General features: G+C 38.0%; 13 protein-coding genes, 2 tRNA genes and 4 rRNA genes. 15 read left to right on the forward strand and 4 right to left on the reverse strand.

All coding sequences use genetic code 11. The features are described 5' to 3' along the window. Positions 1-57: 57 nt before the first annotated feature. A 5S ribosomal RNA gene (gene rrf / locus ACP3T3_RS17310) occupies positions 58-165 on the forward strand. Positions 166-647: 482 nt separating this feature from the next. Here rrf (ACP3T3_RS17310) and ACP3T3_RS17315 read toward each other — a convergent pair. Next, positions 648-1,235, reverse strand: coding sequence for an ISL3 family transposase (locus ACP3T3_RS17315; RefSeq protein ID WP_426479984.1), 588 nt, complete (start codon positions 1,233-1,235; stop codon positions 648-650). Between the two features lie 872 nt (positions 1,236-2,107). Between ACP3T3_RS17315 and ACP3T3_RS17320 the strand changes: the two genes are divergently transcribed. The 10 genes from ACP3T3_RS17320 (at position 2,108) to ACP3T3_RS17365 (ending at position 14,076) form a co-directional block, all read left to right on the forward strand. After that, positions 2,108-3,624: ribosomal RNA gene (locus ACP3T3_RS17320) — 16S ribosomal RNA — on the forward strand. 218 nt (positions 3,625-3,842) lie between these two features. After that, positions 3,843-3,916 (forward strand) — tRNA-Ile (locus ACP3T3_RS17325). 91 nt (positions 3,917-4,007) lie between these two features. Continuing rightward, positions 4,008-4,081, forward strand: a tRNA-Ala gene (locus tag ACP3T3_RS17330). A gap of 153 nt (positions 4,082-4,234) precedes the next feature. Continuing rightward, positions 4,235-6,992, forward strand: a 23S ribosomal RNA gene (locus ACP3T3_RS17335). A 156-nt stretch (positions 6,993-7,148) separates the two neighbouring features. Next, positions 7,149-7,256, forward strand: a 5S ribosomal RNA gene (rrf, locus tag ACP3T3_RS17340). Together the 16S, 23S and 5S rRNA genes with 2 tRNA genes alongside form the textbook arrangement of a ribosomal RNA operon. Positions 7,257-7,718: 462 nt before the next feature. Next, positions 7,719-8,885 (forward strand): T9SS type A sorting domain-containing protein, encoded by a 1,167-nt coding sequence (locus ACP3T3_RS17345; protein WP_426477023.1) that lies wholly within the window; start codon positions 7,719-7,721, stop codon positions 8,883-8,885. A 126-nt stretch (positions 8,886-9,011) separates the two neighbouring features. Next, positions 9,012-11,663, forward strand: coding sequence for a 4-alpha-glucanotransferase (locus ACP3T3_RS17350; RefSeq protein ID WP_426477024.1), 2,652 nt, complete (start codon positions 9,012-9,014; stop codon positions 11,661-11,663). A 139-nt stretch (positions 11,664-11,802) separates the two neighbouring features. Further along, positions 11,803-12,804 carry a hypothetical protein gene (locus ACP3T3_RS17355; RefSeq protein ID WP_426477025.1) on the forward strand — a complete coding sequence of 334 codons (1,002 nt, stop codon included), beginning with the start codon at positions 11,803-11,805 and terminating at the stop codon, positions 12,802-12,804. Between the two features lie 186 nt (positions 12,805-12,990). Further along, positions 12,991-13,440 (forward strand): hypothetical protein, encoded by a 450-nt coding sequence (locus ACP3T3_RS17360; RefSeq protein WP_426477026.1) that lies wholly within the window; start codon positions 12,991-12,993, stop codon positions 13,438-13,440. Between the two features lie 126 nt (positions 13,441-13,566). Further along, on the forward strand, positions 13,567-14,076 hold the full coding sequence (locus tag ACP3T3_RS17365) for a ferritin (protein WP_426477027.1): 510 nt from the start codon (positions 13,567-13,569) through the stop codon (positions 14,074-14,076). Between the two features lie 81 nt (positions 14,077-14,157). On the opposite strand, the gene ACP3T3_RS17370 is transcribed toward ACP3T3_RS17365, so the two are convergent. Next, entirely contained in the window at positions 14,158-14,373 is a 216-nt protein-coding gene (locus tag ACP3T3_RS17370) for a hypothetical protein (protein ID WP_426477028.1), read from the reverse strand. 136 nt (positions 14,374-14,509) lie between these two features. Next, the gene (locus tag ACP3T3_RS17375; RefSeq protein ID WP_426477029.1) at positions 14,510-17,650 is read right to left on the reverse strand and encodes a UvrD-helicase domain-containing protein; all 3,141 of its coding nucleotides are present in this window, start codon (positions 17,648-17,650) and stop codon (positions 14,510-14,512) included. Between the two features lie 181 nt (positions 17,651-17,831). Here ACP3T3_RS17375 and ACP3T3_RS17380 point away from each other — a divergent pair, with 181 nt between their 5' ends. The 4 genes from ACP3T3_RS17380 to ACP3T3_RS17395 all read left to right on the forward strand — a co-directional run bounded on the left by ACP3T3_RS17380 (position 17,832) and on the right by ACP3T3_RS17395 (position 21,040). Continuing rightward, positions 17,832-18,578 carry a hypothetical protein gene (locus ACP3T3_RS17380; RefSeq protein ID WP_426477030.1) on the forward strand — a complete coding sequence of 249 codons (747 nt, stop codon included), beginning with the start codon at positions 17,832-17,834 and terminating at the stop codon, positions 18,576-18,578. After that, the gene (locus tag ACP3T3_RS17385; protein ID WP_426477031.1) at positions 18,579-19,397 is read left to right on the forward strand and encodes a hypothetical protein; all 819 of its coding nucleotides are present in this window, start codon (positions 18,579-18,581) and stop codon (positions 19,395-19,397) included. A gap of 41 nt (positions 19,398-19,438) precedes the next feature. Then, positions 19,439-20,221, forward strand: a complete 783-nt coding sequence (locus tag ACP3T3_RS17390; protein WP_426477032.1) for a carboxypeptidase-like regulatory domain-containing protein — start codon at positions 19,439-19,441, stop codon at positions 20,219-20,221. An 84-nt stretch (positions 20,222-20,305) separates the two neighbouring features. Then, positions 20,306-21,040 carry an SIMPL domain-containing protein gene (locus tag ACP3T3_RS17395; protein WP_426477033.1) on the forward strand — a complete coding sequence of 245 codons (735 nt, stop codon included), beginning with the start codon at positions 20,306-20,308 and terminating at the stop codon, positions 21,038-21,040. 250 nt (positions 21,041-21,290) lie between these two features. Here ACP3T3_RS17395 and ACP3T3_RS17400 read toward each other — a convergent pair whose 3' ends face one another. Next, a complete protein-coding gene (locus ACP3T3_RS17400) occupies positions 21,291-21,803 on the reverse strand; it encodes a GNAT family N-acetyltransferase (protein ID WP_426477034.1) in 513 nt (170 codons plus the stop codon).

Genomic DNA, 21,803 nt, shown 5'->3' on the forward strand with positions numbered 1-21,803 from the left:
AGCAGACTTAAAGTCTGAAATCTGAAATCCAGCCTCTGATATCTTATATACCTTCTTTAGGGTGGTTTTAGCGGTGGGGCTCACCTGTTCCCATTCCGAACACAGAAGTTAAGCCCACCAGCGCCGATGGTACTGCTAACGCGGGAGAGTAGGCCGCCGCCAGTTTTTATTTTATTTTTAAAATCCTTTATCTTAAGTGATAAAGGATTTTTTTTGGCTTATACTCAACCCAAACCCCCAACTTAATGGGCAATGGGTAATGAGTAATGAATAATCCAGGCTCATACATCCATCTTCTTCCAGCTTCCATTCTTTACTGGCATTATTGTACTTATTATTTTTCTTCGGTTAATAGGATTAACCCAATTATAAGTTTGGCTACAGCCCGTTCCTGCTGAATTGTTTTTATTTTTAACCACAGATGGCACAGATTGACACAGATGATTATGCATATAATGATTATGTGTTTGATAAAACAGGCTGGCTTCGGCTAAAAGGCAGGAGTATGGTTTGTTCTCATTCCATATAAATAATGTGCTGAAGATACAGAATGTGAATATTCATATCCGAAACCTAAATTATCTTTAACTTATGGTGCTATTTAAGTCCTTTAAACCTTATTATGGATCAAGCGCACAAGTTGGGGACTAAGCAAAAAGTTTGGTTAATCTGAAGAGAAAAAATGTTCTGTCTTTTACGCCTCTGAGCTGCATCCTAAAGTTCTTTATTTTCGCATTGAAAGATTCAGCCGCCGCGTTGGTGCTTCTTTGATCAAAGTAATTCAGAATATCTCTATAATGATTTATTATGGTCTTTCTAAGAGTCTCAAAAGAAGTAAATCCTGACTCTTCCACCTCTTTGAACCAGTGTGCCAGCTTAGTCATTGCTGCAGGTTTTGAAATATGTTGGTTATAAGTTTTCCTAAGTCCATCAGTCAATTGATATGCTTTTTCCAGATCAGAATATTCCCTGAAAAGAAGATCAGCTCTCTTTCTTTGAGATTCACTCCATTTACTGTGACTTTTATAAAGCAGATACCGGCTTCTTGCCAGAAGCTGTTTCCGGGAGTCTCCGTTTTCAAAAACTTCTATACATTCTATATCTTTTCCTTCTGCCGATTCTTTGATGGCTTTATTTTCTCCTTCAATGGCTTCGACTACAAGCCAGGTGGTAATGGAGCTTTTGATGAGAGCGGGCTTTCTTCGGCTTCGCTCAGGATGATTGCCCGGTCCTATTGAAGATAAAAATGCGAATACTTAAAGTTCCGAAACTAGCTCGCATCCCGAATCATACCTCTCTTAGAGACTTGCTTGTATTTTTGTACATGATATAAAGTGCTGCATTGCTAGTACATTCTATAATGTTTATAATTTATCTTCAATCAATTCACGTTTGAATCTTATTACCCAATAGATTTATAGTTTAATATATTTTCAATTATATTCTATAAAATCTTTGCTTGTTTTGAGAGGCTGGGTTAGTGTCTACATAAGTAATTACTTAATGTTTTTCAATCCATCAGAAATTTATGTATTTTATTTTAATCATATACATTTATAAGTAAGCATTGTGGATAAGTATAAATTGTAATTAATTATCTGAATAACAAATATATAGAAATATAGTTATCCACTTTGTATTTTTTAAGTTAAATAAATTTGTTTTGCGTTGTAAGAAGTTGCTATCTTTGCCCCACTGAAAAACGAGAGAGATTCGGTAGCGCAGAAGAGCCTTTAGATAGGCAGAGACGATATTACTTCCAAAAAGAAACAGACGAAAAAAACATCAAAAACTTTTCACAAAAAAAGTTGCGGGTTAAAAAAGAGTTTGTATCTTTGCAGTCCCAAACAGGGAGCGCAGGAGTAGAGAGCGATTGAGGGTTATGGAAGGGGTTAAGGTTACTTAAAAAACTTTAAAATTTTCTTTCAGGACATTTGGTCAAATCAAAATAAAGTTTTACTTTTGCACTCGCAAATGCGGAGCGCCACTGACAGAGAAGAGTGCTTCGTTGAAAAGCGAAAGATAAAAAGATCATTGACATACAATATAACAACCAAGTAAGGAAAAACTAAAGCGTTAAAAAACTTTGAGTGAGTCAGACAAACATACAATGGAGAGTTTGATCCTGGCTCAGGATGAACGCTAGCGGGAGGCCTAACACATGCAAGCCGAGCGGTAGAGTCTCTTCGGAGACTTGAGAGCGGCGTACGGGTGCGGAACACGTGTGCAACCTGCCTTTATCAGGGGGATAGCCTTTCGAAAGGAAGATTAATACCCCATAATATATTAAGTGGCATCACTTGATATTGAAAACTCCGGTGGATAGAGATGGGCACGCGCAAGATTAGATAGTTGGTGAGGTAACGGCTCACCAAGTCTGCGATCTTTAGGGGGCCTGAGAGGGTGATCCCCCACACTGGTACTGAGACACGGACCAGACTCCTACGGGAGGCAGCAGTGAGGAATATTGGACAATGGGTGCGAGCCTGATCCAGCCATCCCGCGTGAAGGACGACGGCCCTATGGGTTGTAAACTTCTTTTGTATAGGGATAAACCCAGATACGTGTATCTGGCTGAAGGTACTATACGAATAAGCACCGGCTAACTCCGTGCCAGCAGCCGCGGTAATACGGAGGGTGCAAGCGTTATCCGGATTTATTGGGTTTAAAGGGTCCGTAGGCGGACTCGTAAGTCAGTGGTGAAATCTCACAGCTTAACTGTGAAACTGCCATTGATACTGCGGGTCTTGAGTGTTGTTGAAGTAGCTGGAATAAGTAGTGTAGCGGTGAAATGCATAGATATTACTTAGAACACCAATTGCGAAGGCAGGTTACTAAGCAACAACTGACGCTGATGGACGAAAGCGTGGGGAGCGAACAGGATTAGATACCCTGGTAGTCCACGCCGTAAACGATGCTAACTCGTTTTTGGGCTTTATGGTTCAGAGACTAAGCGAAAGTGATAAGTTAGCCACCTGGGGAGTACGTTCGCAAGAATGAAACTCAAAGGAATTGACGGGGGCCCGCACAAGCGGTGGATTATGTGGTTTAATTCGATGATACGCGAGGAACCTTACCAAGGCTTAAATGGGAAATGACAGGTTTAGAAATAGACTTTTCTTCGGACATTTTTCAAGGTGCTGCATGGTTGTCGTCAGCTCGTGCCGTGAGGTGTTAGGTTAAGTCCTGCAACGAGCGCAACCCCTGTCACTAGTTGCCATCATTAAGTTGGGGACTCTAGTGAGACTGCCTACGCAAGTAGAGAGGAAGGTGGGGATGACGTCAAATCATCACGGCCCTTACGCCTTGGGCCACACACGTAATACAATGGCCGGTACAGAGGGCAGCTACACAGCGATGTGATGCAAATCTCGAAAGCCGGTCTCAGTTCGGATTGGAGTCTGCAACTCGACTCTATGAAGCTGGAATCGCTAGTAATCGCGCATCAGCCATGGCGCGGTGAATACGTTCCCGGGCCTTGTACACACCGCCCGTCAAGCCATGGAAGTCTGGGGTACCTGAAGTCGGTGACCGTAACAGGAGCTGCCTAGGGTAAAACAGGTAACTAGGGCTAAGTCGTAACAAGGTAGCCGTACCGGAAGGTGCGGCTGGAACATCTCATTTTAGAGCGTCTTTTAGGACGATAAACAAAATTAGTATCGCAAGATACAAGTACTTACTTAAAGTAAAGCTTTAGTTTTTTGTTTGGTTGGTTATATTAAAAAATACAAAACCCACTAGAAATTAGTAAAGGGATAGAGAGATTTTAGATTATAAATTATAGATTTTAGATTTAAATAATCATTTAAAATTTTCAATTTAAAATTTAAAATTAATAATGAAGTCTCGTAGCTCAGCTGGTTAGAGCGCTACACTGATAATGTAGAGGTCGGCAGTTCGAGCCTGCCCGAGACTACTAATTTTGAGTACAGGAGTTTGATAGTATTAGAGTATAAGGGTTTAAGGCTCAAACGCTCTAAGACCTTCACTCACCCACTCAACTAGAGGGGGAATTAGCTCAGCTGGCTAGAGCGCCTGCCTTGCACGCAGGAGGTCAAGGGTTCGACTCCCTTATTCTCCACAGTTTTGGAGGTTTAGTTTGAAAGTGACGATTGGAGCCAAAAACAACAATTGTTTACTAAACCAAAAGAAAGACATTAAGATCATTGACATTAACGGTAAAGACATCACAAAGAGAAAACCGAGCGCATAAAGCGCTTGAGTAACCAATAGGAAAGAAATCGTTAAGGGCGTATGGCGGATGCCTAGGCTTTCAGAGGCGAAGAAGGACGTGGTAAGCTGCGAAAAGCTGCGGGGATTGGCACACACGAATAGATCCGCAGATGTCCGAATGGGGCAACCCGGCATATTGAAGATATGTCACCTCTTAGGAGGAGCAAACCCGGAGAACTGAAACATCTAAGTACCCGGAGGAAAAGAAATCGAAGAGATTCCGTAAGTAGTGGCGAGCGAAAGCGGATTAGCCCAAAAGTCGTTATATGTTTAATAGAATGTTCTGGAAAGAACAGCCGTAGAAGGTGATAGCCCTGTATATGAAAGGCATATTTTGATGATAAATGAGTAGGGCGGGACACGTGAAATCCTGTCTGAATATGGGGGGACCATCCTCCAAGGCTAAATACTCCTGAAAGACCGATAGTGAACAAGTACTGTGAAGGAAAGGTGAAAAGCACTTCGAATAGAAGGGTGAAATAGAACCTGAAACCGTACGCCTACAAGCGGTCGGAGCAGCGTAAAGCTGTGACGGCGTGCCTTTTGCATAATGAGCCTACGAGTTAATTTTACTAGCGAGGTTAAGGTATTAAGTACCGGAGCCGGAGCGAAAGCGAGTCTGAATAGGGCGCATAGTTAGTAGGATTAGACGCGAAACCTTGTGATCTACCCATGGGCAGGTTGAAGCTCTGGTAACACAGAGTGGAGGACCGAACCGGTTGACGTTGAAAAGTCTTCGGATGACCTGTGGGTAGGGGTGAAAGGCCAATCAAACTGGGAGATAGCTCGTACTCTCCGAAATGCATTTAGGTGCAGCGTCGCAACAAAGTTTATTAGAGGTAGAGCTACTGATTGGATGCGGGGGTTTCATCGCCTACCAATTCCTGACAAACTCCGAATGCTAATAAATGTTCTGCGGCAGTGAGGGCATGGGTGCTAAGGTCCATGTCCGAGAGGGAAAGAACCCAGACCAACAGCTAAGGTCCCAAAATATATGTTAAGTTGAAACAACGCGGTTGGACTGCATTGACAGCTAGGATGTTGGCTTGGAAGCAGCCATTCATTTAAAGAGTGCGTAACAGCTCACTAGTCGAGCGGTCCGGCATGGATAATAATCGGGCATAAACATATTACCGAAGCTATGGATTTATATTTAAAATATATCTGGTAGGAGAGCATTCTATTTGCGCCGAAGCAGTATCGTGAGGTATTGTGGAGCGGATAGAAAAGAAAATGTAGGCATAAGTAACGATAAAGCAGGCGAGAAACCTGCTCACCGAAAGACCAAGGCTTCCTCAGCCATGCTAATCAGCTGAGGGTTAGTCGGGACCTAACGCGAACCCGAGAGGGGTAGTGGATGGACAATGGGTTAATATTCCCATACTTGCTCACACTAAAAAGGGGACGGTTGGATGTAGCTGCTAAAGACTGACGGAATAGTCAAGGCCTAGCCTTCGGGCGAAGCTGCTGTAGTGTAATCTGATCCAAGAAAAGCCGAAGTGAAGCAACCCGTACCAAAACCGACACAGGTGGTCGAGGAGAGAATCCTAAGGTGCTCGAGTGAGTCGTGGCTAAGGAACTAGGCAAAATAGTCTCGTAACTTCGGAAGAAGAGACGCCATCAGCAATGGTGGCCGCAGTGAAGAGGCCCAGGCGACTGTTTATCAAAAACACAGGACTCTGCTAAATCGAAAGATGCTGTATAGGGTCTGACACCTGCCCGGTGCTGGAAGGTTAAGGAAGGTGCTTAGAGTTAAATCGAAGGCATTGACTGAAGCCCCAGTAAACGGCGGCCGTAACTATAACGGTCCTAAGGTAGCGAAATTCCTTGTCGGGTAAGTTCCGACCTGCACGAATGGTGTAACGATCTGGGCACTGTCTCAGCCACGAGCTCGGTGAAATTGTAGTATCGGTGAAGATGCCGATTACCCGCAATGGGACGAAAAGACCCTGTGAACCTTTACTATAACTTCGTATTGACTTTGAGTAAGTAATGTGTAGGATAGGTGGGAGGCTTTGAAGCAGGCACGCTAGTGTTTGTGGAGCCAACGTTGAAATACCACCCTTTACTTACTTGGAGCCTAACTTCTTTCAGAAGGACATTGCGTGGTGGGTAGTTTGACTGGGGTGGTCGCCTCCAAAAGAGTAACGGAGGCTTTCAAAGGTACCCTCAGCACGCTTGGTAACCGTGCGTAGAGTGTAATGGCATAAGGGTGCTTGACTGTGAGACCTACAAGTCGATCAGGTGCGAAAGCAGGACATAGTGATCCGGTGGTTCCGTATGGAAGGGCCATCGCTCATAGGATAAAAGGTACTCCGGGGATAACAGGCTAGTCTCCCCCAAGAGCTCACATCGACGGGGAGGTTCGGCACCTCGATGTCGGCTCGTCACATCCTGGGGCTGGAGAAGGTCCCAAGGGTTGGGCTGTTCGCCCATTAAAGTGGCACGCGAGCTGGGTTCAGAACGTCGTGAGACAGTTCGGTCTCTATCTATTGCGGGCGTTAGATGTTTGAGAGGGCTTGATTCTAGTACGAGAGGACCGAATTGAACAAACCTCTGGTGTATCAGTTGTACCGCCAGGTGCACCGCTGAGTAGCTACGTTTGGAAGAGATAAGCACTGAAAGCATATAAGTGCGAAACTCGCCTCAAGATGAGACATCTTTTAAGGGTCGTTGTAGATGACGACGTTGATAGGCTATAGGTGTAAAGACAGTAATGTCATAGCCAAGTAGTACTAATTACCCGTAGATTTATAGTCTATGGTTACTATTAAACCAGGTGCTTTATGTGCATTGAAGGTTTTGTCTTTGTGAAAGTTTTTATCGATAAACCAGATGTCAGGTATAAGACCTCAGATAGCAGACTTAAAGTCTGAAATCTGAAATCCAGCCTCTGATATCTTATATACCTTCTTTAGGGTGGTTTTAGCGGTGGGGCTCACCTGTTCCCATTCCGAACACAGAAGTTAAGCCCACCAGCGCCGATGGTACTGCTAACGCGGGAGAGTAGGCCGCCGCCAGTTTTTATTTTATTTTTAAAATCCTTTATCTTAAATGATAAAGGATTTTTTTTGGCTTATACCCAACCCAAACCGCTCAACTTAATGGGCAATGGGTAATGAGTAATGAATAATCCAGGCTCATACATCCATCTTCTTCCCGCTTCCAGCCTCCAGCTTCCATTCTTTACTGGCATTATTGTACTTATTATTTTTCTTCGGTTAATAGGATTAACTCAATTATAAGTTTGGGCTACAAGCCAGGTGGTAATGGAGCTTTTGATGAGAGCGGGCTTTCTTCGGCTTCGCTCAGGATGATAGTCGCTGCTAGTGAATATAAAGAAAGGTTATTTATCATTCATCATGAGTCATCTCTCAAGTGTTTCTATTTAAATTTTATTCAAATAGCAGGGATTTTTTATTTTTAATTCAAAAATTATGTAACTTAGTACTATTAAAATGATTACGAATCTAAAAATATATAGTATGAAAAAACATTTATTTCCTTTATTTTTACTGTTTTTAGGTGTAAATGCACAAGCACAACAGGATTTATTTGCAATTACAGGAAAAGATACTCAAAGTATTACCTTCAATGATTTTCGCGCAATTGATGGAACTAACGGAACTTCAGGAGAAAAATTTTTTACAGCTGATTCATCAGCAAAAGTATTTTCACAAACCAGAAAAGATGTAGTAGCGGAAGACAGAAATTCTTACAGCAATTCTCAGGCAGTAACTTTAGCTGCCCTGGCCTATGATTCTTCGAATAATAACCTGGTATATATGCCTATGTTTTCTTCAAATATCTATGTTTTGAATTCACAGACAAACGAGATTACTTTAGTAGAAAATAATATAGCAAGGGTATCATCATGTGATATTAATTCTCATATTACCAGAATGGCAACCGGATACAACGGGAAAATTTATGCTATAAATAACGCAGGAACACAGTTTTTGCAAATCAGTAAAGAAGGTAGAGAATACGTTGTAAATGATCTGGGTATCATTAAAGATGATGCTTCGAATGCCCGAAATTCATTTACCGCAATGGAAACTGGATTTGGAGGAGATATGATTGCTGATGCAGAGAACAACTTCTACGTTTTTGCAGCTTCAGGAAATGTTTTCAAAGTTCTGACTAAAGAATTAAAAGCTAAATTTATTGGTAAGATTGCAGGTATTCCTGACAACTATTCTGTGAATGGTTCTGCAGTAAATGCTCAGGGAAAAGTTGTAATAGCGAGTGCAAAAGGAGGAGCTCTATACGAGTTAAATCTGATAACATTGCAGGCAAAAGAACTTCCAGGTGAAAAGGGACTGCATATTTATGATTTGGCAAGTAAGTATTTTGTGAATGATAAATCTTCGACTTTAAACACTCTGACCAGTAATCTTGATATTTACCCAACAAAAGTTGATGACCATTATATCAACGTTCATATTATTAACAATATAAAAGGTACTATTAAACTGAATATTTTTGATATGGCAGGTAAAAATGTAATGACTCAGAATTTATCAGTTAAAGATGGATCATTAGATGAAAAAGTATATCTTAAAGGATTACTGACCGGAGCTTATATTGTAAATATTGCTGAAGAATCAGGAAAAGTAATATTTAATAAAAAGATTCTTGTAACAAGATAATAGAGTGCTATTACTCAGAATATAGAGACCTTTTCAAATTATTTTGAGAAGGTTTTTTAATGATTATTTGATATTCAATAAGTTTTATTTTTCGATATTAAAATGTACTTTTATAAAAAAATATAGATGAAACTATACTTTAATGTAGGATATATTGTAAAGGCCGGAGAAAATTTGCAGCTGGTGTTTGGTGAAGATGAGAATGCCTTACATATCCATACTATGTTTTATGCAGAGAATGGGTTGTGGAAATGTGAAGTAGACTATTTCTCAAAATCTATTTCTTATCAGTACCGGGTGATAAATGAAAAAGGAAATGTCTTAAGAGAAGAATTCGTTTCGCATCATCTCAATTTTCCGCACAATTATAAGGAATTTATAATTTTTGACGAATGGAATAACAAAAACTTTCCTGAGAATTATTTAAACAACAAAATTCTTTACAATAAGCTGCATGATTTTGTTCCCGAGAAAATAACGGTCTTAAAAAAGCATACGCATTTATTCAGGATAGAAGCCCCTATTTATAATCCGGACTGGAAAATTGTTCTTTTTGGAAGTACAGCATCCTTGGGACACTGGAATTATGATAAGGTTGTTCATTTGCATCAGACTGATTTTGGAATGTGGGAAGCTTCTGTTGAGATTCCTGAAAATGAATTTATCCAATTTAAGTATTGTATTTACGATACCAAAGAAAACAGGGTTATTGATGTAGAAACCGGAGAAAACAGATTTACAGTTGCGAATCCGTTGAGTGATGTGCTGCAGATTGTTTCCAATCATTATTTTAAATTTAAAGGATATCAGATGTATCATGATGCCGGAGTGGCGGTTCCGGTATTCTCTTTGAGAAGTGAAGACGGATTCGGAGTAGGGGAATTTGCTGATATTAAAAAGCTGGCAGATTGGACAAAAGAAACCAACCTGGGTATCATTCAGATTCTTCCGATCAATGATACAACAGCAAATTATTCCTGGACAGATTCCTATCCCTACGCTGCAGTATCGGTTTACGCTCTGCATCCACAATATATCTCTTTGGAAAACCTTGATTATTCTTTACCGAAAGAATTAGTGGAAGAATATATGTCTGAAAAAGAGCAGTTAAACAATTTAGATCTGATTGATTATGAAAAAATGATCGAAGGTAAATGGAAATATCTTACGGCTGTTTTCAATAAGGAAAAGGACAAGATTTATAAAGACAGAAACTTTAAAAAATTCATCAAGGATAATGAATATTGGCTTGTTCCCTATTCAGCATTTTGTGTTTTGAGAGATAAGTATAAAACACCCAATTTCAACGAGTGGAAAACTCACAAAAAATATATTGCAGGAAAGATCTCTCAGTTTTTTACCACAAAAAGTAAAGATTATGATATCTCAATGCTTCATGCATGGGTACAGTATCAATTACACATACAACTCAAAGATGCAGTAGAGTATACCCATAACCTGGGAGTTTCGTTGAAGGGAGATCTTCCGATTGGTATTTACAGATATTCTGTGGAAGCATGGACAGAGCCGGAATTATTCGGAATGGATTTTCAGGCCGGGGCACCACCGGATCAGTTTACAGAACTGGGGCAGAACTGGGAGTTCCCAACTTACAATTGGGAAGCTATGAAAGCAGACGATTACAGATGGTGGAAAAACAGATTCAAAGCACTGGAACAATATTTTGATGCGATGAGAATTGATCATATCCTGGGGTTTTTCAGAATATGGAGAATGCCTGTTTCTGCTGTACAGGGAATTTTAGGATATTTTTATCCTGCTGTTCCTATCGTTCCTGATGAATTTAAGGCCTGGCAGATTCCGTTCAATTTTGACAGGTATTGTAAGCCTTTTATCAACAATAATATCTTATGGGACTATTTTGGAGAAGAAAGTGAAAAGGCTCTTGAGTTTATGGATCGTAATGAAGACGGTACCTATACATTCAAAGAAGAATTTGATACCCAGAGAAAGCTCGCTGATTTTTTTAATAAAAAATCATACGGTCCGCTTGAAGAAAAATTAATTGCTTTATGCGCCAATGTTCTATTTTTAACGGAAGAAAGAAACGGCAAAACGGTTTATCATCCGAGATTCAATGTATACAATACAGAATCTTACAAATACCTTCCGGAATCGGATCAGAAAAATATTTATGACTTGTATCATGACTACTTCTTTAGACGACAGGATCACCTTTGGTATGAAAAAGCAATGGAAAAGCTTCCGGTAATTCTGAATGCGACCAAAATGCTGATCTGCGGAGAAGATCTTGGTATGGTCCCTGCATGTGTACCGGTTGTAATGGATGAATTAGCCATAATAGCCCTGAAAGTACAGCGGATGCCTTCTGAAAATATTCCTTTCTATAATCCCAGGACAGCAGATTATATGAATGTAGTGACAGCTTCTTCCCATGACAGCTCAACGTTGAGGCAATGGTGGAAAGAAGATCCTGTACTTACACAGAAATATTACAATCAACAGCTGATACAGTATGGAAAGGCTCCCGAAGATCTTAATCCACATCTTGCCGGGATAATTATGAAACAACATCTGTATAATGAGGCTATGCTGGCTATTTTCCCCATTCAGGAGTTCCTGGCAACAGATGCAGAGCTTACCAATAATAAAACTGACAATGAAAGAATTAACAATCCTGCAGTTTTTCCACATTACTGGCGTTACAGAATGCATATAAAACTGGAAGACCTGAAGGAAAAGAAATCTTTCAATGAAAAAATTGCTCATTGGATAAAAGATAGTGGAAGAGTATAAATTTAACACTTGATTATCAGTTAGTTAATAATATTTTAAAAGAAGTTTGATCTTAGGATTTAACTTCTTTTTTTTATTTATATCAAAAAGATAGAATTAAGATATTCTGCTATATTTTAACCAATTAACAACTATAGAAATGAAAAAAATATTTTTGGGATTAGCTTTTGGGTTAGGCGTTTTGACGTCTGCGCAGCAGTATCCGAATAATGGTTGGGATGATGATGGTTATTATCAGAATGGTGGAGGCTATTACAGCGATGAAGATGACAGAAATTATTTTCCTGATGATTATTATTACAATTATCCTCAGGATTATTATCCAAGTAATTACTACCAAAGCTATTATAACGACTACAGAGGAAGTATTATTAATATCGACTGGAACGGATTTTTCGTACAGAACAGATTAAGCAGATGGCAGGTAGATCAGATTATGAGACTTAATAATCTGTATGCAAGTTTTACGGCATGGAATAATTTCTACAGATATAATCCGGACAGATGGTACTATGACAGGTTTTATGCACTGGAAAGAATCTTAGGGCCAAGAGTGTTTGTGGTTTTTCAGAATAACTACTACAGAGGTTCCAGCCCCATCGTATATTTCCAGAATTACAGAAGATCATATTATGTACCGAGATATGCTGTAATGCCAAGATATAGAAATATCAATATCAATATTTACAGAGTAGACAGATCAAGATTCCGCAGAATGGATAATCCTACTTTTGATATTATCAGAAGAGACAGCAGATCAGACAACGGTTTCAGAAATACACGAACCACAGAAAGATCAGGAAGCTATCGTGATAATAATGGAGGTTTTAGAAGCAGTAATGGTGTAAATACCGGAAATAGTGACAATAACGGAGGTTTCAGAAACAGCAATGGTGGCGGTTTCAGAGGAAATTCTGATAATGGAGGCAACAGACGAAATGTCGAAAACGGAGGCTTTAGGAATAGTAATGGAGGGGGTTTTAGAGGAAACAGTGAAGTAAGAAGAGAAGCTCCTAAGAGAGAAGATAATGGCGGCTTCAGAGGAAATAACGGCGGAGGATTCAGAGAAAGGTCTGCTCCGAAACAGGAGAGCCATGGTAACAATGGAGGGGGCTTTAGAGGCAGCTTAGTAAGGAATTAATTTTCATATATTATATTTAAGTGGTGTGAAGGGCAGGTTTTTATAATCTGTCCTTTTTTTGTTATTTTATTAATTTATTTTTATTAAAATTTAACGTTATTTATGAATTTGTTAATTTAACTTCTGTTTTAATTCATTATCAAAAAGATATATAACAAAATAACAATTAATTAAATTTTAAAAAAGATGAAAAAATTAGTTTTAGCAATAGCATTTATCGGAATGGGAAGCTTTGCAATGGCACAGCAGACAACAACTCCACAAGACAGACAGGCAAGAGCTGTTGAAATGAAGCAGAAAATGGAGCAGAAACAACAGGAACGTCTTGCAGAATTGCAAAAAGACCTTAACCTGAACCAATCTCAGGTAGCTCAGATAAAAGATCTTCAGGATAAAAAAAATGCTGAAAGGAAAGCTGAGTTCGAGAAAAATAAAGGTGACAGACAAGCTAAAATGCAGGAAATGCAGGCCAAAAGAGCACAAATGGATGCTGATATGAAAAAAATTCTTACTCCTGATCAATATGATAAATGGCAGGCTGACAGAAAAGCAAAAGCAGAAAAAATTAAAATGGGTATGAAAGAAAGAAAAATGATGAAAAAGCCAATGAATACAGGAACTGCTGAAGCAAAATAACAGTTTGTAATTTTAGTTTTTTAATGTATTAAGGATGGATGTTTTTCCATCCTTTTTGTATTAATTTTCTTTAAAACCTTTGATTTTGGGCTTTTATTCCCTATTTTTGACTATAAATTTATACTTATGGTTAGCGAAAAAATTGCAAAATTAATTAACGAACAAATTGCCCACGAACAATATGCCGCTCAATATTATCTTTCAATGTCTGCATGGTTTTCAGGAAAAGATCTGGATGGAATTGCCAACTATTTCAGAGTACAAAGCAAAGAAGAATTGATGCATGCCGATAAAATGTTTGATTATCTGAATGATGTCGGAGGGGAAATTATCATCGGAGAAATTCCAAAACCTCCGCATGAGTTCGAAAATGCAACAGATATTTTTGAGAAAGCATTAGCGCATGAGAAAGTTGTAACTAAAAGTATTTTCAATATTGTAAAAAATGCAAATGAAGAAGGTGATTTTGCAACAACATCATTCCTGCAGTGGTTTATCAATGAGCAGGTAGAAGAAGAAGCAAGCGCTTCTCAATACGTAACTAAAATCAAAATGGTATGCGATAATCCATCAGCACTGTACCTTTTTGATCAGGAATTGTCTCAACGGGTGTTTACTCCTGATACAAAAGCTTAAGAGTGAAGTCTTTTCAAAATATAAAACCGCTGCCTTTTTGAATAGCGGTTTTTATTTTATCATGACAGCATCATTATTCTTTTATTTTTCCCTCTGTATTCTCACGGCAAAAATAAAAACGGCTGCTCCCAAAATAAAATTCAGAAATAAAGATTTTACAATATTTTCGGTAGGCATATAACGATGTTCGTCTTCTGTAAGAGGTGGATCCAGATAATCAACAAAATTATATGTGACTACTGTGGAGATCAGCATAATGATAAGGCTTATTACAAAGGAACTTAAATATATTTTCATGGTTAGCTTTCTTCAAAATATAATCAAAAGACTATATTGTATTCATGTTGAATAAAAATAATAAAACCTTTTATATTTTGAAGGTTTTTTTGCAAAATTATTATATTAACCTTGTGAAAATCTTTGATGAGTGATTCTATAAATAAATAATCTGGGTTTTGAGAACCTTTTTACCCAGCCGTTCGAGAATATTTTTATAGCCTTCTACCTGTGCTTCATCCTTTACATTTGGTTCACCAGTCTTAAAGTCTACAATAATATAGCCTTCTTCATCTTTTAAAATACGGTCAGGCCTGAATATATGACTTTCTCCTCTTTCATAAATCATAATATCTTTTTCGTTGATCACTTCCCATTTTTCATCAAAGAATTCTGCATAAGTTGAGATGATTTCCTGTAGTGTAACCTCTATCTCGTTTTTTTCCTCCATCGTAATCTGCCCTTCCAGAGCATATCCTTCCAATACCTTGGTTATATCCTTTTCAGTATTGATTTTTGATAAAAGCTCATGCACAAAAAGTCCGATCCTTACTTTTTCATTTCGTACCTGATAATTTTTAGACGGCGTGGCAATCTTGATGGAAGTACTCTTCTCATTGATATTCTTCAGATTCCGGATATTCTGGGTTTTAAAAGAGGAACTTTTATCTTTCGAATATTTTTTCAGCATCTCAGGATTCACATCGTACACATCAAATTCATCGGCTTGTTCAAGATTTTTTGATTGAAGAAATTCTAAAAGCTCAAGATTGTTAGAAGTCTTATTCGCTTTCTGTAGGTAGAAGAATAGCTGTTCAACCGGTCTTGTGGTAGCAACATACTGCAGGCATAACCTGTCGATTAGATTTTTATAAGAGTTTTTAGTGTTAAAAAAAAGAATTTCATCATCATAAGCTTCCAGGTTTTTACTGAACTGATTGATATTGACTGATTTTAACGTTTCATTTTCATTGGTGTCAAACCAGTTGGTAAATTCACTGTCCCGGTTTTTGTTCATCATAGGAATAAAAACAACGGGGAATTCCAGCCCTTTAGATTTGTGAATGGTCATGATCTGGATAGCATCAATGTTTTCTGAAGCCTGAATAGTATATGAAGAAGCTTCTTCATCCCAATATTTCAGAAACTCTTTGGTGCTGGCACCTGCATTTTGGGTGAAATTGAAAAGCATTTCCAGGAAGTTCAGTAAGAAGTCCGTTTCTTTGTTTTCAACAGAAAATTCGTTGATGTAATATTCAATAAAATTATAAAGATTGAATCTCGGGAAGTTGTCCTGTTTAAGATGCAGCAAATATTTTTGCTGGATAAAATGCAGAATTTCTTCATGCCCATCGATATCCAGAATTTCCTTCATCTCCAACGTGAAATCCGGCATATGAATTTTTCCCAGTGTATTCAGATGATACATCATCATGATCAGACAGGGCTTATTTTTAGGATTGAGTTCCCACCGCAGAAACTCAATAACCGCTTTTAACGTATTGGAAAGCTCCAGCGTAAGACCTTTATCGGAGATCGTTTTAATATTGGTTTCTTCACCTTTATAGTTCACCTTTAAGCTTCCCAGTTTTTGAGAATAGCTGAAAATATCAAAATTTCCACGGCAAAGAATGGTAATATCAGAGAATTTAAAGCCATTGTCCAGGCATTCCTGTATATCTTTACGCATTCGCTCGGAAGTATCGGTATAAAAATCTTCATTCGTAAGATTTTCGATCAGATTTACCTTTACACGCCCATCAATTTTTGATTGGGGACTTTGCTCAGCATCCGCCCCGAAAATATTTTTATGCTCTTCCAGAAGCCCTTCAGAATGGAAACGGTACAGCTGATTGTTGAAGTGTACAATGTTTCTGGCACTTCTCCAGTTATCTTTTAACACCAGAAGATCTGCTTCTTTTGGTGAGAATTCTTTTTTGTTGATAATATCCAGCATCAGTTTACTTTCTCCACCACGGAAGCGGTAAATACTCTGCTTGGGATCACCAACTAATGTAAAAGAAGTGTATTCTGTAGAAACACTATGATCTCTCAGCGGAACAAAATTCTGCCACTGCAACTCCGAAGTATCCTGAAACTCATCAAAGAAATAATGCTGAAACTGTGAACCTACCTTTTCATAAATAAAAGCAGAAGGCTCATTTTTAAGATTTTCATTGATCAGAATATTAAATTTTGAAAGAAGAACAAGATCATTTTCCTCCTCAATTTTTTGAAGCTCATCCTGAATGTCCTTGTTTACTTTTAAAGGAAGAAGCGCTGACAAAACTTTCTCTTTCTTTTGGGTTTCAATATACAGAAGGATAAGTTTCATTCTGTTTTCCAGCAGCTGATCAAGAATTTCGAAAATCTCAGGCTCTTTATGTTTTGATTTTGAGGAAGCTCCTTTTCTGTAATTGCTGATAACAGATTCTTCCTGAGTGGTAGGAAAAGGGAAACCCGGTCTTTTTTGCTGATAAAAATCTGTGACTTTAGTAAAGAAACCTCCGATTCCGTTTTTACCCTGGGCAAAATCTTCTATCTCTATATTTCTTGATTGGAATAATTCAATTGAAGCGGCAGCCAGTTCTGCAGATTGCTTTTTATTCTGTACGATCTCTTTACGGAGGGTATTCTTTATATTCTCATAATTGGCATCATCAAAACTTTTATTGCTTTTAAGATGTTCATAGTGAATATCCTTTACAAATTCCTTTGCAGAATCATAAAGGTTTTTATTAAGATTGATCCTTTCATTGTTTTCAAGACTGTAGTCTACATAATCCATGAAAGAATTGGAGATGGTTTCATTCTCACCGATCTGGTCCAGCATTTTATCAACGGCTTCTATCAAAAAGGGCTCAGCTTCAATTTCAAGATTGAAATTTTTAGCAAGTCCCAATTCATAGGAAAAGCTTCTTACCAGTCTTGAATTAAAACGGTCAATCGTTCCGATATTCAATGTGGAATAATTGTGGAGAACGTAATCCAGCAGTTTTTTAGAACGCTGATGAAGATCATCAATTGTAATTTTCAACCCCTGTTCCTCAAATGCTTTCTGGATGTTCTTCAGATCTGTATTTTCAGCATACTCTTTAGCTGAAAAATTTCCCAGCCAGGATAAAATTCTTTCCTTCATCTCGTTAGCTGCCTTATTGGTGAAAGTCAGGGCGAGAATATTCCTGATCGACTGCTGTTGGTTAGGATATCGGAGACAGATCATCAGAAGCCTTTGGACCAGGGCATAAGTTTTCCCGGATCCGGCAGAAGCATTGATGACTGTGTAAGAATTTTGCATTGTTAAAAGAGAATTGAGACTGCAAGTTAGCTAAAATTTAAAAGAAAATTTAACAATTTAATCGGGCTATTTAACAGTTTACAGGGCAAAAATTAAAAAGAAATATTAAAACGCGTTAACTGTGGTTAAACTTATGGTATACATTAAAAATAATTTTAGCTTTGCCTTATAAAAATGGCCCGTGAAACTTAAATTATTCTTTTTTTTATCCTTTACTCTTTTTCTCCGTACCCATGCCCAAAGTTATATATTTGGTAAGATCACTTCCGAAGACGGTATTGAAATGCAGGATGTAAATGTAATCAATATCAGAACTGATGAGATCATAGTTTCAAACAGGGATGGTCACTTTATGATTTCAGGAAGGCAGGGAGATGAATTGCGTTTTATAAAAACGGGGTATGAGCGTATCACCAAGATCGTTTCCAAGGAAAATACACAGTCTCCGATGAATATAAGTATGGTGCGCCAGACTATTCAGATTCCTGAAGTAGAAGTAAAACAAGGGCTTACCGGAAACCTTAAAATTGATTCAAAACTTTATAACAAACCCCAAAAGGTTGAAAAACTGCTCAAAGATATGGATCGGTATATTGCTCAAAAATCAGATCCCAGAATATTGGCCGCAAAGCCCGGAGAATTTGTACAGCCGAAAGGGCAGGGATTCTCTATTGGAAAAGTGAAAGATAAATGGGATGATGTGGATGTAATGAAATACATCCGAGCAAGCCTTGGTGACGATTATTTTACCAGTCTTAAAATAGAGAAGCCTCTGATAGAGCATTTTATTTATTATGTTTTTGCAGGTGGTTTTGAAAGGAAAAAAATACTGAAATACGGATTCTGCAGTGATGCAGATCTGAATAGGTTTCAGCGTTTCGTTCTCACAAGAATTTCATCCTATCGTGCACCACAAACTCAAAGATAAATGGAAATAAGATATATCAAAAGAGGTTTTCTTTTTGTGCTTTTTTGTATTGCTGCAGGATTGTGTGGACAGCAAAAAATATCAGGGAGGGTTATCACAGGTGATGAGCTGGATTTAGCGCCGGTACTTATCGTTAATATGTCAGGGAACAAAAGCATATTAAGTGATATGTATGGAAAATTTGAGATCGAAGCTAAAGAAAATGATGAGATCAGATTTGTAAAAGAAGGATATTATCGGGTTGACAAGAAAATTACCAGAGAAGACATCAGTTCTCCACTAAATATCATTCTGAAAAAGATAGAGATCCAGATTCCGGAAGTGAAAATTCAATATAAACCTACAGGAAATCTTGCAAAAGATAATCAGCATCTGAATGAATCCAGAAAACTTCAGTCATTGAAATCAGATATGGAGGATTATATGAAAAGTCCATTGAATGAGCCTTTACCTAATAACACCATATCAAAGACTTTTTCAGGCCATGACTTTAATGTGGGACAGGTGGATCTCTTTGGCGTATTTAATGCTGTATCAGGTTTGGTAAAGAAAGCAACAAAGCCTAAAATCACCAAAGCTAATTATAATGAAACCCAAGATTTCCTCAGAAGAGTAAGAAATGAAGTCAACCTGAATTTCCTGAAAAAACATGGGATGGATGAGGAGCAGATTGATACCTTCCTTCTTTATGCCGATAAAACCCGTTCACTGGCAAAAAGATACCGCAAAGACTTTCATGTTGATGTGGTAGAATATGAACTTAAAATAGCTTTCGGGGAATACAGTAAACTGAATAAACTGGAAGGAACTAAAGAATAACTTTTATAAAATTGAATTATTTCACTAAAAATATTGAGACATTGAAGGGAAAAAGAATTGTTCTTTTCCTTATGCTTCTGTGCAGTGCTTTTGTTTTTTCCCAGCAGACCGTGACGGGTAAAATAGTAGATGAAACCGGTGAAGATCTGAGTAAAGTAATCGTTATCAACATGTCTACCGATAAGAAAGTGTATTCTGATGCTGAAGGAATATTTTCTATTGAGGCTAATCCTAATGATGAATTGAGATTTGTAAAAGAAGATTTCAACAGGACATCCAGAAGAGTTCTTACCAACGGCATCAATACACCGCTGTTTATCACTCTTTACCAGATTCCGAAAGATGTAGGTGAAGTAAAGATCGTAAAAAGGCTCACCGGAGATCTGGAAGCAGATTCCAGGATTGTCGCCAAAGCAGATAAAGGAGAACAGGTAAGAGATGCCGTAGGGCTTCCGCAGCCGGTGGGGAAAATGAGAGAAAAGCCGGCAGAAGTGAAAAGTGTCCTTTTGCCTATACTCTTAGGAAATCTGAATGTTCAGGGCGTGTATGATCTGATAAGCGGTAAGGCCAGAAGACAGAAAAGGCAATATAAATATGATGATCTCCAGGAACATATTGCCTGGGTCCGGGACAGGATAGATGATGAATACTTTATTAAAGCGGGAATTCCGGGTAACAGAATTTCAGAATTTATTCAATTTTCATTTTTAGCGAAACCGCAGGTACGGACGTATGTAAAAGCAAGAAATCTTTCCGGTGTAATGCTGAGATTGGAAGAAACAGTCCCTCTGTTTATGGAAAGATTGAAACAGGATCAAAAGTAATATGAATGTTAAATAAATCTTAAAATACTGGAATAGAAATTGATACATTCATTCTTGTAACAAACAACTCCATTCACAAATTTTATGAATAAAAACATTTTTGCAGTAGCTATTGCTGCGCTAGGTTTCGTTATCGGCCTTGGATTTTTAGGAAATGCCATTAAAAACAGAAACAAATCTGAAAATACAATTTCTGTGACCGGCCTTGGTACAAAACAGTTTACTTCAGACCTGATCACATGGTCCGGAAGTTTTTCCAAAAATAATGCTGATCTTAAATCTGCTTATGATGAACTGGCAACAGACAGAAAAGTGATCAATGATTATCTGCTTTCAAAAGGTATACAGCAGAAGGAGATTGTATTTTCTTCCGTAGATATTCAGAAGCAGTTCAGAAGTTATAATGATGCTAACGGGAATTATGTGCAGGGAGAATTTTCGGGCTACAACCTTACCCAAAAAGTTTCTATTGAAAGTAAGGAAGTGGGAAAAATAGAAAACCTGTCCAGAAATATTACAGAAATTATCAATCGCGGAATTGAATTCACTTCTTCTTCACCCGCTTATTTCTACACCAAGCTGGCCACGGTGAAACAGGAAATGATTGCCGGTGCCACCAAAGATGCGAAAGAACGTGCTGAAAAAATTGCTGAAAACTCAGGAAGCAGTCTGGGAAACCTAAAGAAAGCAACAATGGGAGTTATTCAGATTACAGCTCCGAATTCCAATGAAGACTATTCTTACGGCGGAACCTTCAATACCTCTTCCAAAGAAAAAGAAGCCAGTATTACAATAAAACTTGAATACGAAGTAAATTAACAGAAGAAAATTTCTAATAAACAAAACTACAAAAGCTACAAAAGCTACAAAAGCATTCATTTTTAAAACACTTTAGTCCACTTAAGTAAGTTTAAAATGATACCTCTGCTAAGCTCACCTAAGATGAAACAGCTTTAGAATTAAGCTTAAAGCTTAACCAAATTATAACACAAACATCTGTGAAAATCTGCGCAGATCTGTGGTTAATAATAAAAGAAAAACGCCGGAAAACAATTCCGGCATTTTATATTTAATGATAAATAATATCATAAATTTCTTTTTTTGCTTCCTCTACATTTTCAGGAGTGTAATTGGCAAGCAGCCATAAATTCAAAGATTTTTTTCCTTCTCCATAACTTGGCTGGATGTGAGTGGTATCTATCAGGCTGAAATTATTTTTTTGATAAAAAGAATAACGTCTTGAAGCATCTTCACTCAGCTCTGCAGGTTCAATTTCCAGGATAATGCTTGGATAACTTTCTGACAAATGATTCATAATATGAGATCCCAGCTTTTTACTTCTGAACGCTTCAAACACTTCAAAATGTTCTACAAAAACAAAAGAACTCAGCTCCCAGAGGATGAGGTATCCAACGGCTTCCGCTTCATGGATAACAGACATAAATTTTACATGTGGATTTGAAAATAAGCCCACAAACTGTTCTTTATCCCTTTGCTCATCTACAGGAAAAGTGGTGGTGTAAGAAGCATAGATTTCCTGAACTCTATGATCTTCAGCAGAAGTAATCGGTAAAAATTCCAT

Source organism: Chryseobacterium sp. CBSDS_008, assembly GCF_049959325.1.
Classification (GTDB): Bacteria; Bacteroidota; Bacteroidia; order Flavobacteriales; family Weeksellaceae; genus Chryseobacterium.